9 protein-coding genes are annotated in these 13,776 nt (G+C 60.4%); 1 reads left to right on the forward strand and 8 read right to left on the reverse strand.

All coding sequences use genetic code 11. The features are described 5' to 3' along the window. Window positions 1-22: 22 nt before the first annotated feature. Window positions 23-1,387: a L,D-transpeptidase family protein gene (locus AC0JZ8_RS16355; protein ID WP_471892960.1), complete on the forward strand. Its 1,365-nt coding sequence runs from the start codon at window positions 23-25 to the stop codon at window positions 1,385-1,387. A 21-nt stretch (window positions 1,388-1,408) separates the two neighbouring features. Here the strand turns inward: AC0JZ8_RS16355 and dnaE are convergent, their stop codons facing one another. From dnaE to nuoN, 8 genes are all read right to left on the reverse strand, one after another. Continuing rightward, window positions 1,409-4,900, reverse strand: a complete 3,492-nt coding sequence (gene dnaE, locus AC0JZ8_RS16360) for a DNA polymerase III subunit alpha (protein WP_092661998.1) — start codon at window positions 4,898-4,900, stop codon at window positions 1,409-1,411. A gap of 515 nt (window positions 4,901-5,415) precedes the next feature. Then, entirely contained in the window at window positions 5,416-6,105 is a 690-nt protein-coding gene (locus AC0JZ8_RS16365) for an ABC transporter ATP-binding protein (RefSeq protein WP_062453220.1), read from the reverse strand. 6 nt (window positions 6,106-6,111) lie between these two features. Beyond that, entirely contained in the window at window positions 6,112-7,419 is a 1,308-nt protein-coding gene (locus AC0JZ8_RS16370; protein WP_062453221.1) for a lipoprotein-releasing ABC transporter permease subunit, read from the reverse strand. Window positions 7,420-7,526: 107 nt separating this feature from the next. Beyond that, the gene (proS, locus tag AC0JZ8_RS16375) at window positions 7,527-8,849 is read right to left on the reverse strand and encodes a proline--tRNA ligase (protein ID WP_430240699.1); all 1,323 of its coding nucleotides are present in this window, start codon (window positions 8,847-8,849) and stop codon (window positions 7,527-7,529) included. Window positions 8,850-9,380: 531 nt separating this feature from the next. Beyond that, window positions 9,381-9,650, reverse strand: a complete 270-nt coding sequence (locus AC0JZ8_RS16380; RefSeq protein ID WP_092661996.1) for a DUF1467 family protein — start codon at window positions 9,648-9,650, stop codon at window positions 9,381-9,383. Window positions 9,651-9,868: 218 nt separating this feature from the next. After that, entirely contained in the window at window positions 9,869-11,536 is a 1,668-nt protein-coding gene (locus tag AC0JZ8_RS16385) for a ribonuclease J (protein ID WP_184654927.1), read from the reverse strand. A gap of 8 nt (window positions 11,537-11,544) precedes the next feature. After that, window positions 11,545-12,315 (reverse strand): biotin--[acetyl-CoA-carboxylase] ligase, encoded by a 771-nt coding sequence (locus AC0JZ8_RS16390; protein ID WP_471892961.1) that lies wholly within the window; start codon window positions 12,313-12,315, stop codon window positions 11,545-11,547. A 2-nt stretch (window positions 12,316-12,317) separates the two neighbouring features. Next, window positions 12,318-13,760: an NADH-quinone oxidoreductase subunit NuoN gene (gene nuoN, locus AC0JZ8_RS16395; protein WP_062580011.1), complete on the reverse strand. Its 1,443-nt coding sequence runs from the start codon at window positions 13,758-13,760 to the stop codon at window positions 12,318-12,320. Window positions 13,761-13,776: the final 16 nt, after the last annotated feature.

The following is a 13,776-nucleotide window of genomic DNA, read 5'->3' on the forward strand; positions in this document are numbered from 1 at the left end:
AGTTTTGCGTATGAGGTTTAGCATGATGCGTCGCCTGGTTTTGGGGTTCTGTCTGATGTCCGCGACGATGCTGTCGCCTCCAGCGTTTGCAGCGGACAGTGTTCCCCTGCAGATCATCGTTTCCAAGGACAAGCAGTCGCTTACCGTCTACGAGGGCGAGACCGTGGTCGCCAGGTCGCGGATATCGAGCGGCAAGGCCGGGCACGATACGCCGACCGGCATCTTTTCCATCCTTGAGAAGCGGAAATACCACGAGTCGAACATCTATTCGAACGCACCGATGCCGTTCATGCAGCGAATCACCTGGTCGGGTATCGCGCTGCACGAGGGCAACGTTCCGAACTATCCGGCGTCGCACGGCTGCGTGCGCCTGCCGAGCGGTTTTGCGACCAAGCTTTACGGCCTAACCGAGCGCGGTGCGCATGTGATCGTGACCGACGCGGACGTGGTGCCGCAGCGCATCGAGGATGTCGTGCTGTTTTCGCCGCGCAAGCCTTTGCCTGCCGGCGCGCTGATGACCGATGTCGATCTTCGCACCGCGTCGATCAAGGCCTCGCCAAAGAAGCCGGTGGAAGTGGCGATGAATGTCGCGCCAGCCAATCCAAACCGCGCCACGGATGCTCTTCCGCCGCAACCTGATGATCTTGAGGAAGCGCAGACGCACGCGCTGCGCATCCTGATCACGCGGCGTACCGACCGCGAGACGCTGATGGACGCCCAGAAGTTGCTGGAAGAAATGGGCTTTGAGACCGGCGGCTCCGACGGCTATGTCGGACCGCTGACCCGCAGCGCCGTTGCCGGCTTCAAGCGCTGGAAAGGCCTGAAGCAGACGGGCCCGATGATAAGCGGCGAGTTCATCGACGCGCTCTACGCCTCTGCCGGCCAGCCGAAGCCACCCGCCGGCCAGATCATGGTGCGGCAGAATTTCGAACCGCTGTTTGAGGCCCCTGTCGGCATCAAGGCGCCGGAAGTGGCCCTCGGCACGCATCTCTTCACTGTCGACAAGATCGATCGCTCGATCGAATCAGCCGATTGGCACGCGGTGACGTTGCCGAACGTGCTGTCCGATGCGACGATGAAGCGGCTGGGGATCACCATGGCGGCCGATGCGAAACTGCCGGGTGCCGCGAAAGCCGCACTCGACCGGATCGAGATTTCGCAGGACGTGCGCGACCGGATCGAGACGCTGATGGCGGATGGGACGTCGGTCACGATCAACGACGAATCGCTTGGACCGGAGACCGGCAAGGGCACCGATTTCGTCACGCTGACCAAGTCGTCGAAAAGCGAGATGGTGGCAGTTCAGGATATTGGCTCAACGCCTGCCGCCGAGCCGCGCGCCAAGCGCAGTGTCATCCGTTACCAAGGCGGCGTCGGCCTCTACTGAGGCCAACGCCACCGTGGTCGGTTAGACCAGTTCCACATCCAGCACACCGGGCGCCGCCTTCAGAGCGGCGGCGATTTCCGGCGAGATACGATACCGTTCCGTCAGTTCCACCTCGATCTCGCGCTTGCCATCATCCTTGATGACGATGAACGAGACGAGGCCATCGCCGCGGGCATTAAGATGCCGGGCGACCGTCTTCAGCGGCCCTGAGTCGCGCACGAAGACCCGCAGCGCCTTCTGCATGCGGACCGACTGTTCCTCGAGAGACTGCACTGTCTGGATCCGCAGGCCAATGCCTTCCGGGCGCTCGTCGGCCTGAACTGTGATGACAAGCGATTTGCCGGGTTCCAGCAGATCGCGGTATTGGGCAAGCGCTTCGGAAAACAGCACCGCCTCGAACTGACCGGTGGAATCGGAAAACATGACGATGCCCATCTTGTTGCCGGTGCGCGTCTTGCGTTCCTGGCGACCGGTGACGGTCCCGGCAAGACGGCCCGCCGTGGCGCCTGCCCTCACCGCCGTCGAGAAGTCGGCGAAGGTCTGGACGCGCATCTTGTCGAGCACCGCACCGTAGGTATCGAGCGGATGGGCCGACAGGTAGAAGCCGAGCACCTGATACTCGCGCATCAGCATTTCAGACGGCATCCAGGGATTGAAGGTTGGAAGCACGAGTTTTTCCGGACCGCTGGCCGCGCCCGAGCCGAAGAAATCGGACTGGCCGGAGACCTTCTCCTCCTGGGCGCGCTGGGCATAGCCGATGACGCGGTCCATACCGGCGCTGAGCTGCGCCCGATCGAAGCCGAAGCAATCGAAGGCGCCGGCGGCGTTGAGGCTTTCAAAGACGCGGCGGTTGATCTGCTTGGGGTCGATGCGCAGACAGAAATCCTCGATCGACGCGAATGGCGTGTCGCCGCGGACTTCTACGATGTGATCGACGGCGTTTTCGCCGACGCCCTTGATGGCGGCGAGCGCGTAATAGATGCGGTTGTCACCTGTCTCGAAGCGGCGGAACGAGGTCTGGACCGATGGCGGAATGACCTTGATGCCGAGCCGTCCCGCGTCTTCGCGGAAATCGTTCAGCTTTTCGGTGTTCGCCATATCGTAGGTCATCGACGCGGCGAGGAACTCGACCGGGTAATGCGCCTTCATATAGGCCGTCTGGTAGGAGACGATGGCGTAGGCGGCGGCGTGGGATTTGTTGAAGCCGTAGTTGGCGAATTTCGCCAGCAGTTCGAAGATGTTCTTCGCCTGCGGCTTCGACACACCGTTCTTGATGGCGCCACTGACAAAGCGTTCGCTCTGCTGGTCCATCTCGGCCTTGATCTTCTTGCCCATGGCGCGGCGCAGAAGGTCGGCTTCGCCGAGCGAATAGCCCGACAGGACCTGGGCGATCTGCATCACCTGTTCCTGATAGACGATGACGCCCTGGGTTTCCTTGAGCAGATAATCGATCGACGGATGGACCGATTCGATTTCTTCCTCGCCGTGCTTGCGGGCATTGTAGGTCGGGATGTTTTCCATCGGACCCGGGCGATAAAGCGCCACCAGCGCAATAATGTCCTCGATACAGTCCGGCTTCATGCCGATCAGCGCCTTGCGCATGCCGGCGCTTTCCACCTGGAACACGCCGACGGTCTCGCCGCGCGACAGCATCTGGTAGGTCAGTTCGTCATCGAGCGGGATCTTGGCGAGATCCACAACGATATCGCGCTTCTTGCAGAACTCGACCGCCGTCTTGAGCACGGTCAGCGTCTTCAGTCCGAGAAAGTCGAACTTGACCAGACCGGCCTGCTCGACCCATTTCATGTTGAACTGGGTGACCGGCATGTCGGAGCGCGGATCGCGGTACATCGGCACCAGCTTCGAAAGCGGCCGGTCGCCGATGACGATACCGGCAGCGTGGGTCGAGGCGTGGCGGTAGAGACCTTCAATTTTCTGGGCGATATCGAGAAGACGGCCGACGACCGGTTCCTTGTCGACCTCTTCCTGAAACTTTGGCTCTTCCTCGATCGCCTTTGCCAGAGTGGTGGGATTGGCCGGGTTGTTGGGCACCAGTTTGCAGATGCGATCGACCTGGCCATAGGGCATTTCGAGAACGCGGCCGACGTCGCGCAGTGCTGCGCGGGCCTGTAGCGAACCGAAGGTGATGATCTGCGCCACCTGCTCGCGGCCATATTTGCGCTGAACGTAGCGGATCACTTCTTCGCGGCGATCCTGGCAGAAGTCGATGTCGAAGTCGGGCATCGAGACGCGGTCGGGATTGAGGAAGCGTTCGAACAGCAGCGAGAAGCGCAGCGGATCGACGTCGGTGATCGTGAGCGCATAGGCGACCAGCGAGCCTGCACCGGAACCACGGCCCGGACCAACCGGGATGTTTTGCAGCTTTGCCCATTTAATGAAGTCGGCAACGATCAGGAAGTAGCCCGGGAACTTCATCTTCTCGATGACGCCGAGCTCGAAATCGAGCCGTTCGCGATAATCCTGCTCGGTGAAGCCGGCCGTGATACCGAGTTCGGCCATCCGGTTCTCGAGGCCTTCGACCGACTGACGGCGCAGCTCCGCCGTTTCGGCGCGCTCCGCTTCTGCCGGATCATCGGTGGCGCCGGTGAAGCGCGGCAGGATCGGGCTGCGGGTCTTCAGGATGAACGAGCAGCGTTTGGCGATCTCGACCGTGTTTTCGAGCGCTTCCGGCAGATCGGCGAACAGCTTTGCCATTTCGGCACGGCTCTTCAGGTAATGGTCGGGCGTCAAACGGAAACGGGTATCGTCGGATACGATCGCATTGTGCGCGACGGCCATCAGGGCATCATGAGCGTCGTAATCGGACTTGCCCGGGAAGAAGGCCTCATTGGTCGCGACCAGCGGCACATCCTGGTCGTAGGCAAGATCGATCATCCGCTGCTCATGACGGCGGTCGTAAGTGCCGTGACGCTGCAGTTCAATATACAGACGATCGCCAAAGGCCTGCTTCAATGACAGGAGGCGCGCCTTTGCGAGTACGGTGTTGCCATCCTTCATTGCCATGTCGACAGGGCCACCGGCAGCACCTGTCAGCGCGATCAGTCCTTCGGTGCCGCCATCTTCGAGCCAGGCGCGGCAGATATGCGTTGCCGCCTGCCCTTCTCCATCGAGATAGGCACGGCTGACGAGATCCACCAGCCGCTCGTATCCCTTGGCATTGGCGGCAAGCACAACGATTGCCGGCAGCTTCGCCAAATGGCCGTTGCGGCGCTCGTCTGGCTGATCCTCCATGTCAATCGACAGCTGGCAACCGATGATCGGCTGAATGCCATCACCGATGGATTTTTGGGCGAATTCCAGCGCGACGAAGAGATTGTTGGTATCGGTGACGGCGATCGCGGGCTGATTGTCCGCGATGGCCTTGGAGAGGATTTTCTTAAGCGGCAGCGCACCTTCCAGAAGCGAATAGGCGGAATGGACGCGCAGATGCACGAACTGTGGCGTCGCTCCCAAATCCTCCGATTCCGATTGTAAAGTCGCTGCGTCCGCCATCTGATACCCATTCCTTGAATCGGGTCATTGTCCGGCGCGGGGGCTTCAGAGTCGAGTCAAGAATGGTCTTCTCAACCTCTTTCCGCTTGCGCCCGCCAGCTGGGCGAGCACGGACCGGCTCACATCACCAGCATGATCATCGACAAGCTGGCAACGAAAGTTGCAATGGAGGCGAATGCGGCAATATCACGAAGAAGGTCAGTCATCGTCGTCTCCCGTGTTCGTTTATGTTGGCACTTTGTTCTCTTTTCGTGCCAACGTCAATAGTAGAACAAAACGGGAATAGAAGATTCTGACCGATGGTTAATGCTGCTTGCTGGCTGGAGGTAACCAGCGCTCCATAGGACCAAGCCGTTGCCGGCCGACGCACGCGGTCGGCAGCCAAACGCCCGCCATCGCTGCGGATCGCTGACGTGACGTCATTCCATGGCAGCAGTGTCCATCGCACGCCCCTTCGAGGATGTGACGATGGACACTATCGGATCAGGGGCACGCTTTGGGGATCAGTGCGTTCGCTAGAACTCGACGACTTTGCCGCCCTCGATCGTGACGCGACGATCCATGCGGGCAGCGAGATCATGATTGTGGGTGGCAATCAGGGCAGCAAGCCCTGACTGGCGCACCAGCGCCTCCAGCGCTTCGAACACGTAGGATGCCGTCTTCGGGTCGAGATTGCCGGTGGGTTCGTCGGCCAGCAAAAGGCGGGGCGCGTTGGCCACCGCACGGGCAATCGCCACGCGCTGCTGTTCACCACCAGACAGTTCCGACGGGCGGTGTTCGCCGCGATGACCGATTCGCATGTAATCGAGAAGCTGGCCCGCGCGTTCGCGCGCTTCCCCCTTCGAAAGGCCGCCAATCAACTGCGGCATCATGATGTTTTCGATCGCCGTGAATTCCGGCAGGAGATGGTGAAACTGGTAGACGAAGCCGATGTCGGAGCGACGGATCGAGGTGCGCTCTTCATCCGACAATCCGTTGCAGGCCCGACCGCCGATCGTCACATCGCCAGCGTCCGGATGTTCAAGCAGGCCTGCCAGATGCAAGAGCGTCGATTTGCCGGTACCGGACGGGGCGACGAGCGCCACGATCTCGCCGCTCACGAGCGAGAAGTCTGCCCCGTTGAGGATCGACAGGCTCGTCTCCCCCTGGCCGTAGTGACGTTCGACGCCTGAGAGATTGAGGACGGTTTTACGCGGGACAGCCATGGAGACCTATTCGTATCGGAGGGCCTGGACAGGATCGAGCTTCGAGGCTCTCCATGCCGGGAAAATGGTGGCGAAGAAGGACAGGACCAGCGCCATGATGACGACCGAGAAGGTCTCGCCAAAACTCATTTCGGCCGGAAGCTGGCTGAGGAAATAGAGCTCCGGATCAAAGAGGATGGTGCCCGAGACCCAGGAGAAGAACTGTCGGATCGATTCGATGTTGAGGCAGACGATAACGCCGAGCGCGACGCCGGCAAACGTGCCAACGATGCCGATAGCAGCACCCGTCATGAAGAAGATCCGCATGATGGCGCCGGAACTCGCGCCCATCGTGCGCAGGATTGCGATATCGGAGCCCTTGTCCTTCACCAGCATGATCAGGCCCGAGATGATGTTGAGTGCCGCGACCAGCACGATCAGGGTCAGGATCATGAACATCACGTTGCGTTCAACCTGAAGCGCCGAGAAGAACGTCTGGTTGCGTTGGCGCCAGTCGGTAATGAAAATCTGGCGACCGGCAGCCTGCTCCACCAGCGGACGCATGTCCTCGACATTGTCGGGGTGATCGATGAACAGTTCGATCGACTGCACCAGCCCTTCGGCATTGAAATAGAGCTGCGATTCCTCAAGCGGCATGTAGATGATCGTCGCGTCGTATTCCGACATGCCGATCTCGAAAACGCCGGACACGGGATAGGATTTAACGCGCGGATTGACACCCATCGGTGTCACGTCGCCTTCGGGCGAAATCAGCGTGATCTGGTCGCCGGCCGAAATGCCGAGCTGCGAGGCAAGCCTGGAGCCGACAAGAACGCCCTGCCCCGACGCGAAGCCGACGATATCGCCCTGCTTGATATTACCAGCAACTTCCGTGACCTTCTCAAGGTCTTCCGGCCGTACGCCGCGCACAAGAGCGCCGGAACCGGCGCCACCCTTGCCGGATGCCAGCGTCTGCCCCTCGACAAGCGGCAGGGCCATCTTGACGCCGGGAACGGCAGCGAATTTCTTGGTCAGTTCGGCGTAATCGGTGAACGGCTGGTCGATCGGCTGGATCACCATGTGGCCGTTGATGCCGAGAATGCGGGAAATGAGCTCGGTGCGAAAGCCGTTCATGACCGCCATCACGATGATCAGTGTCGCGACGCCAAGCATGATGCCGACGAAAGAGAAGCCCGCGATGACCGAGATGAAGGCTTCCTTGCGGCGCGAGCGCAGGTAGCGCCAGGCGACCATTCGCTCGAACGACGAGAAAGCGCCAGCCCGCGGAGACTTGTCGACCTTCTCTGGTTCACCACTCGTCGCGATGCTCGCCATTCACGCTTCCTTACACATGGAGCGCGCGGGAGGCTTCCCGCGCTGCTGTATCAGATATGCCTGCCTAGCCTGTCGTCAGACTGGCCCGGCGAGACGTCGGTGTCCGATCATCCGGCGACGCGGTTGAGCGCCGCTTCGAGCGTCATGACGTCACGGGCTGCGGACTTGCGGTCCTTGACCTCGACCTCGCCGTTGGCGGCGGAGCGCGGACCGACGATTATCTGTACCGGAACACCGATCAGATCCGCTGTCGCGAACTTGGTGCCGGCGCGTTCGTCGGTATCGTCAAGCAGCACGTCCTTGCCGGCCTTGTTGAGCTTTACATAGAGATCTTCCGACAGACGATCGCATGCCTCGTCACCGGGCTTCATGTTGATCACCACGACATCGAACGGCGCAACGGATGCCGGCCAGATGATTCCATTATCGTCATGCGATGCTTCGATGATGGCGGGAACAAGGCGTGTCGGCCCGATGCCGTAGGATCCCATGTGGACAAGATGTTCCTTGCCATCAGGGCCCTGCACCTTTGCGCCCATCGGCTCGGAATATTTCGTGCCGAAATAGAAGATATGGCCGACTTCGATGCCGCGGGCCGAGAGGCGATCGGCATCCGGGATCTGATCGAAGGCCTGCTCGTCGTGCATTTCGGACGTCGCGGCGTAGACCGATGTCCACTTGTCAAAGATCGCCTGCATGCCGGCGACATCGTCGAAATCGGTGTCTTCGCCGGGAATGTCGAAATTGACGAAGTCGCGGTGCGAGAAGACTTCCGACTCACCGGTTTCCGCAAGGATGATGAACTCGTGACTGTGGTTGCCACCGATCGGGCCGGTATCGGCACGCATCGGAATGGCGCGCAGGCCCAGCCGATCGAAGGTGCGCAGATAGGCCGCGAACATCTTGTTATACGAATGGACGGCGTCTTCCTTGTTGAGATCGAAGGAATAGGCATCCTTCATCAGGAATTCGCGCGAGCGCATGGTGCCGAAACGCGGGCGGATCTCGTCGCGGAACTTCAGCTGGATATGGTAGAGGTTGAGCGGCAGGCTCTTGTAGGACTTGACGTAGGACCGGAAGATATCCGTGATCATTTCCTCGTTGGTCGGTCCGTAGAGCATCGGCCGCTCCTGGCGGTCCTTGATGCGCAGCATTTCCTTACCGTAGGCGTCGTAGCGACCGCTTTCCTGCCACAGCTCGGCCGACTGCAGCGTCGGCATCATCAGTTCGACGGCGCCAGCCCGGTTCTGTTCCTCGCGGACGATCTTGTTGACCTTGTCCAGCACGCGCTTGCCGAGCGGCAGCCAGGAATAGATGCCCTGGCTCTGCTGACGGATCATGCCCGCACGCAGCATCAGCCGGTGCGAGACGATTTCCGCTTCCTTGGGGTTTTCCTTCAGGATGGGCATAAAATAGCGGGACAGACGCATGGACGTTTCCGGTTTCCGAGGCGTTCCCCAGATAACAAGGGAATCGGCCGTTTCTTGGTTTAAACTTTGACGGCGTACATAGCCGTTCGAGGGCGCAAATGGAACCCATAGCGCACGCTGCGGAACAGCAGATTGCGCTTGCAACGACTGGAGCTCAACGGTTTGATGACAAGCCCTGCGACAAATTCGTCCACGGGAAATTTTTGCCAAACTGTGTCAAAAATGCAAAAAAATCGAGTGACAAAGCACATTCGTTGGGCTAGGTTCAGCTCACAAAAGAGGCAAGGAGTTCAAATTCTTGCCAGTTCGCGGTCAAGTCTTGGGAGGATCAGATCTCTGGCGCGCTCGTCGCAGCCCCGGTAACGGAATGAGTATCACGCGAAACTGAAAAACAAGGCTTAACCGCCTTGTTTTTTTTTGGCCTGCTCACAGGCCGGGCCGCTTCTGCAGAAATCCAGAACGAAAGCTGCATTTCGTCGCTGCTATGCCTGAAGAAAATGACAGCCGGATGACACGTCCGCCGGCAGCGCCCTACTCAAATGTCGGCATGAAGTTGGGAATGCTGTCGATCCCGAAGCCGAAATAGGTGGAGGCGAGATGGTAGGTGAGGTAGAGCGCCGCCGAGATCACGGTCGTCAACAAGATGACCCTGCCTCCGCGGAATCGAACGGGCGCACTTTCAACCGTCCCGATCATCACTTCCCCATCATCCTGCTGACTGCGATAGCCAAGCGGCAGGACGGCGAACAGAACCGTCCACCAGAGAATAAAATAGATCGCAACGACGGTCAGCAGTGGCATGATGTGTCTCCTCCGCACTACCTATAGAACAGGGGATGCCGGGCGCAAAGGACGAGGTTCGATATTTCCCGTCCGGCCGAGCTCTGCGAGATTGATTCCGCAGACGCAGCCAACATGCTGAAATGCTGACACATCTGCCCAGCCCCGGACCCTCTTGACGCTTACAGCGAGGAGAAGGTGTCGGAGGCCGCGGGCAGACTTGGTTTGGCGACGGCGCCTTAGACCTTGGAGACGAACACCGTCACGACCGGCTTCTTGCCCCACGCCAGGTTGGCCGCGGAACGGACGGAGCGACGCACGGCTTCGCGCAGCATGTCGAGATCCTTGCGGCGGGCGCGCGGGATGCTTTCGATCGCATTGAGAACCGCGTCATAAAGCGTGTCCTCCATGTCCTCGCCCTCATAGTCGACCTCCGGCATGCCGAAGGCAACGACGTCGGGATCGCTCAGGAAGTCGAAGCGGCTGTCGAGCAGCACGTTGACCGAGACGTGACCGGCAAAGGAGAGCTTGCGGCGGTCGCCGATACCCATTTCCTCAAAGTCGCCGATCAGCTTGCCGTCCTTGAAGACGCGGCCATGTGGCGCATCGTCGATGACCTGGGCCGGGCCCGGTGCGAGACGCAAAATATTGCCGTTGCGCACGCGCGGGATGGTCTTGATGCCGGCGGTGGCGCCGAGCGCTGCCTGGGCGGTAAGGTGGGCTGCCTCGCCGTGAACAGGCACGAGGATCTCCGGTCTCGTCCACTCGTACATCTTCAGAAGTTCATTGCGGCGCGGGTGGCCGGAAACATGCACAAGCGCATCCGAGTCGGTGATGATCTTGATGCCCTGTTCGATCAGCGCGTTCTTGATCTCGATGATCGGCTTTTCGTTGCCCGGAATGGTGCGCGAGGAGAATACGACCGTATCGCCAGCTGCGAAGGCGACGTTGCGCATCTCGTCGCGGGAGATCTTGGCAAGCGCTGCGCGCGACTCGCCCTGGCTGCCCGTCAGGATCACGACGACCTTGTCGCGCGGGATGTAGCCGAACTCGTCTTCGGAGATGAAGGGCTTGATGCCTTCCATGATACCGAGATCACGGGCAACGGCAACGACGCGCTTCAGCGACGAGCCGAGCAGCAGCACTTCGCGGCCGGCGGCGTCCGCTGCTTCGGCGATCGAGCGGATGCGGCCGACATTCGACGAGAAGGTGGTGATCGCCACCCTGCCCGCAGCATTTTGGATGACCTGGCGCAGGCCTTCCGACACTTCTTCTTCGGAGGGGGAAACGCCTTCGCGCAGCGCATTGGTGCTGTCGCACATCAGTGCGAGAACGCCCTCGTCGCCGATCGCGCGGAAACGGTTCTCGTCGGTCAGTGGCCCGAGCGACGGCGCATGGTCGATCTTCCAGTCGCCGGTATGGACGACATTTCCGAGCGGCGTGCGGATGACCAGCGACATCGGCTCTGGGATCGAGTGGTTGACGCCGACGGCTTCGATCTCGAACGGGCCGACATTGATGCGGTCGCCAGCCTTGAAGATGGTGATCGGGATTTCGGCGCGCGTGCCTTCGTAATTCCGCTTTGCTTCCAGCATGCCCGCGGTAAACGGCGAGGCGTAGACCGGCACGTTGAGGCCGGGCCACAGATCATTCATGGCGCCGTAATGATCCTCATGCGCGTGCGTGATGATCATCGCCTTGATGTTTTTCTTCTGGGCCGTCAGAAACCGGATATCGGGTAGGACAAGATCCACGCCCGGCAGGTCCGGACCTGGAAAAGTGACGCCGCAATCGACCATGATCCACTGCCGCTTGTCCGGCGTTCCGTAGCCGTAGAGAGCGAGGTTCATGCCGATCTCACCCACGCCGCCAAGCGGCAGGAACACCAGTTCGTCCTGTTTAGCCATTTTTATTGTTATTCCGTTCTTGCAAAAAATACATCGCCTGCTGCGATCGGCATCAAAGAGCCATGGCCGGTATCAAGCAGCAGAAATCCAGTGTCATCGATACCTGCGAATGTGCCGTTTAGCGAGCGCTCAGGTAGATTTACCGTAATTTTCTCACCAATTCCGCATGCGACGCGGCGCCATCTGTCGACGACTGTGGTAATACCCCGACCCTCGTCCCATTCCTCCAGAACTGTCGCCATCTCCCTGAAAAGATGTGCGAAGACATCCTCTGGGGACGCAGAAGACCCTTGGTCGTGGAGACGTGTGACACCGTAGGGTGCGCTATCGGGCATGTGGCGAATATTGATGCCGATGCCAATCACGAGCGCACGGTGGCCGCCCGGAAGCGCTTCGCTTTCAATGAGGATACCGCAGGTTTTCTTGCGGCCGATCAGGATATCGTTCGGCCATTTGACCTCGAGCGGCTCTCCACCGGTGGGAAGAACGGCCCGCAGGGCGGCGTGAACAGCGACAGCGACAGCAAGCGGGAGCGACGAGAGGCGCTCTGGTGGCGCCGGATCGATCAGCAGCAGCGAGGCATAGAGATTGCCGGGCTCTGACGTCCAGGCGCGGCCGCGGCGACCACGGCCGTCTGTCTGGCGGCTGGCGGTCAACCACAACAAACCGGCTTCGCCCCCACGGGCGCGGGCGAGGCATTCTGTGTTGGTGGAGCCGACCTCGTTCAGGGCTTCGTGACGAAACGCATCGAGCGACAGGCTTCGGCCCCTCAACGTCATCCTCAGAAGAACGACTTCGCTGCAGCGCTGGCGGCCGAGCCGATCGGTCCACCGATCAGCACATAGGCGACGACGAACAGGCCGGACAGACCGAAGATCAGACGCAGTTCGCCGGAGACGCGGGCGAACTGACCCTTCGGCTCATCGAACCACATCAGCTTGACGATGCGTAGGTAGTAATACGCCCCGACAACGGAGGAGAGCACGCCGATGATTGCCAGCGCATAGAGCTTAGCTTCGATCGCCGCCACGAACACGAAGTACTTGGCGAAGAAGCCTGCGAGCGGCGGAATGCCGGCCATCGAGAACATCAGAGCCGTCAGCACCAGCGCCATGAAGGGCTTGGTCGAGGAAAGACCTGCGAGATCTTCCACGGTTTCGACATAGGTACCGTCTTCGCGGCGCATCGCCATGATGCAGGCAAAGGTGCCGAGCGTCATCACCATGTAGATGGTCATGTAGAGCACGACGCCGGAGACGCCGGTCTCGGTGCCGGCAGAAAGGCCGACCAGAGCGTAGCCCATATGGCCGATCGAGGAATAGGCCATCAGGCGCTTGATGTTCTTCTGACCGATAGCCGCGAAGGAACCGAGCAGCATCGATGCGATCGCCACGAAGACGATGATCTGGCGCCAATCGGAAAGGATCGGCAGGAAGGCTTCCGAGACGACGCGGACGAGGATTGCCATGGCCGCAACCTTGGGCGCCGATGCGAAGAAGGCGGTCACCGGGGTCGGTGCACCTTCATATACGTCCGGCGTCCACATGTGGAACGGCACGGCGGAGATCTTGAAGCAGGCGCCGGCAAGAATGAATACCATGCCGAAGATGAGGCCGAGGCCGCGCTCTTCAGAAGACAGAACGGTGGCGATTTCATCAAAGCCGGTATTGCCGGTGAAGCCGTAGACCAGCGACATGCCGTAAAGCATCATGCCCGACGACAGGGCGCCGAGAACGAAGTACTTGAGGCCCGCTTCCGTGGAACGCAGGTTGTCGCGGCTAAAGGCGGCGACGACATAGAGCGCCAGCGACATCAGTTCGAGGCCGAGATAGAAGGCGAGCAGATCGTTGGCCGAGATCAGCACCATCATGCCGAGCGTCGCGAGCACCAGGAGAACCGGGAATTCGAACTTGTCGAGTTCCAGCGCCTTGGCCTGTCCCATCGACATGACCATGGCGGTGATCGATCCGATCAGTGCCAGGATCTTCATGAAGCGGGCGAACGTATCCGATACGAAGGCGCCGCCAAAGGCCTGGCCGTCGCCGGTCATGAAGATCAGCATGGCGCCTACGACCGCCAGAAGGGCGATCGCAAGACCGGTGACCAGCGGAGCGGATTTCTCGCCGGAGAAGACGCCAATCATCAGAAGGGCGAGCGCGCCTACGGCCAGGATGACTTCCGGCAGGGCCAGACGCAGGCTTTGGCTCAAGAGTTCAGCGGTCATGTCCAGTTTCGTCCCG

The organism is Velazquezella soli, assembly GCF_977018685.1.

What these genes read in the sequence shown, in the direction of transcription:
- AC0JZ8_RS16355 (WP_471892960.1), top strand. Translation starts at nt 23, where the DNA reads ATGATGCGTCGCCTGGTTTTGGGGTTCTGTCTGATGTCCGCGACGATG.
- dnaE (WP_092661998.1), bottom strand. Translation starts at nt 4,900, where the DNA reads ATGGCGGACGCAGCGACTTTACAATCGGAATCGGAGGATTTGGGAGCG.
- AC0JZ8_RS16365 (WP_062453220.1), bottom strand. Translation starts at nt 6,105, where the DNA reads ATGGCTGTCCCGCGTAAAACCGTCCTCAATCTCTCAGGCGTCGAACGT.
- AC0JZ8_RS16370 (WP_062453221.1), bottom strand. Translation starts at nt 7,419, where the DNA reads ATGGCGAGCATCGCGACGAGTGGTGAACCAGAGAAGGTCGACAAGTCT.
- proS (WP_430240699.1), bottom strand. Translation starts at nt 8,849, where the DNA reads ATGCGTCTGTCCCGCTATTTTATGCCCATCCTGAAGGAAAACCCCAAG.
- AC0JZ8_RS16380 (WP_092661996.1), bottom strand. Translation starts at nt 9,650, where the DNA reads ATGCCACTGCTGACCGTCGTTGCGATCTATTTTATTCTCTGGTGGACG.
- AC0JZ8_RS16385 (WP_184654927.1), bottom strand. Translation starts at nt 11,536, where the DNA reads ATGGCTAAACAGGACGAACTGGTGTTCCTGCCGCTTGGCGGCGTGGGT.
- AC0JZ8_RS16390 (WP_471892961.1), bottom strand. Translation starts at nt 12,315, where the DNA reads ATGACGTTGAGGGGCCGAAGCCTGTCGCTCGATGCGTTTCGTCACGAA.
- nuoN (WP_062580011.1), bottom strand. Translation starts at nt 13,760, where the DNA reads ATGACCGCTGAACTCTTGAGCCAAAGCCTGCGTCTGGCCCTGCCGGAA.